The sequence below is a fragment of the Rhizobium sp. 268 genome, from assembly GCF_036571585.1.
Taxonomy (GTDB): domain Bacteria; phylum Pseudomonadota; class Alphaproteobacteria; order Rhizobiales; family Rhizobiaceae; genus Rhizobium; species Rhizobium redzepovicii.
In genome coordinates this window covers 1-1,430 of the sequence record NZ_JAPPSO010000066.1, presented here as the reverse complement: position 1 = coordinate 1,430, position 1,430 = coordinate 1, and the positions used below count along the sequence as shown (strand labels likewise).

At 57.1% G+C, this 1,430-nt stretch carries 1 protein-coding gene; it reads left to right on the top strand.

Annotation, left to right across the window (positions count from 1 at the left end):
* Positions 1–120 precede the first annotated feature (120 nt).
* A complete protein-coding gene (locus OS035_RS33440) occupies positions 121–1,170 on the top strand; it encodes an IS110-like element ISRle1 family transposase (RefSeq protein WP_331815670.1) in 1,050 nt (349 codons plus the stop codon).
* Positions 1,171–1,430: the final 260 nt, after the last annotated feature.

The window sequence follows — 1,430 nt, the reverse complement described above, 5'->3', positions numbered from 1 at the left end:
AACCTTCATCGCACATCGAATTCCACATTCCGTTAAGTTGATGTGATGGATGGCGCCCTCCGACGGCATCGAGTGTGCCAAGATAGGTTGTTGCAAAACCTTTGAGGGGAGCCATCCACCATGGAAGAGATTACGACGATTGGTGTTGATATCGCAAAAAATGTTTTCCAGCTTCACGGCATTAACGCTGAAGGACAGGTCGTTCTGCGCAAGGCCCTGAGACGCGGACAGATGCAACCATTCTTCGAGGCGCTTTCCCCTTGCCTGATTGGCATGGAAGCCTGCGCGACAGCGCATCACTGGGCGCGAACGCTGATAGCATCTGGCCATGATGTCCGGCTAATCCCGCCGAACTACATCAAGCCGTACCTTCGCCGACAGAAGAACGATGCAGCCGATGCTGCAGCCATCTGCGAGGCCGTCACGCGGCCGTCGATGCGGTTCGTTCCGGTCAAGACCGAGGACCAGCAAGCAACGTTGATGTTGCACAGCGCACGCGAGCTGCTGATCTCGCAACGGACTGCGCTTATCAATGCCTTGCGTGGTCACTTTGCCCAGCTTGGCATTGTGGCCCCACAGGGCGCTCGCAATGTCCGGCAGTTGATCGCCATTCTGGAAGATGAACGATACAGCCCACAAGCTGTTCGCACTGCTCTGGCGCCTTTGGCGACAGTGTTGATAGAGATCGAGGGGCAGATCACAAAGCTCGACAAGGCGCTCCTTGCCGCCCATCGCAACAACGATGTCAGTATCCGGCTTGCGACCGTTCCCGGAATTGGCCCCGTCATCGCAACTTGCCTTTCGGCCAGCGTCTCAGAGCCAAAGCTGTTCGAGGGCGGTCGTGAGTTTGCCGCCTGGCTCGGTCTCGTTCCCAGGCAACATTCGACCGGTGGCAAACCAAGGCTGGGTTCCATTTCCAAAATGGGCAACCGGCACCTGCGTAAACTCCTCGTGGTCGGGGCGTACGCAGCCCTCTACAGGATGAAGAAGGGGACGGCTGATACGCCTCTGGCGAACTGGGCGCGTGGCTTGTTGTCGAAGAAGCCCTTCAAGCTTGTTGCAGTCGCGCTCGCCAACAAGATTGCCCGCATTGCCTGGGCGATTATGGCGAGGAACGTGAACTTCCAGTCGGAGCACGTTTCGAGATGCTCCGATCTGATTCCGGCTTAAGCGAAAGGGCCTTCACGGTCATTGCTCTACGGGGTAAACCAGTTGGCGGAGTGACGATGGTATGATGTGACAGCGAAAGCGGAATGGACCGCACGAACTGAAGAACCCGTGGCATCGTATAGCGCCCCAAAGCGCGGTAAGTTGATAGGGATCGGTTCAAGCGGACAACATCAGGGCCAGCGGTCATCACGCGCCGCATAAATAGGCCGGAGACATGACTGCACCCGACCCGCAAAGCTCAAACATCGGCCAAAATCATA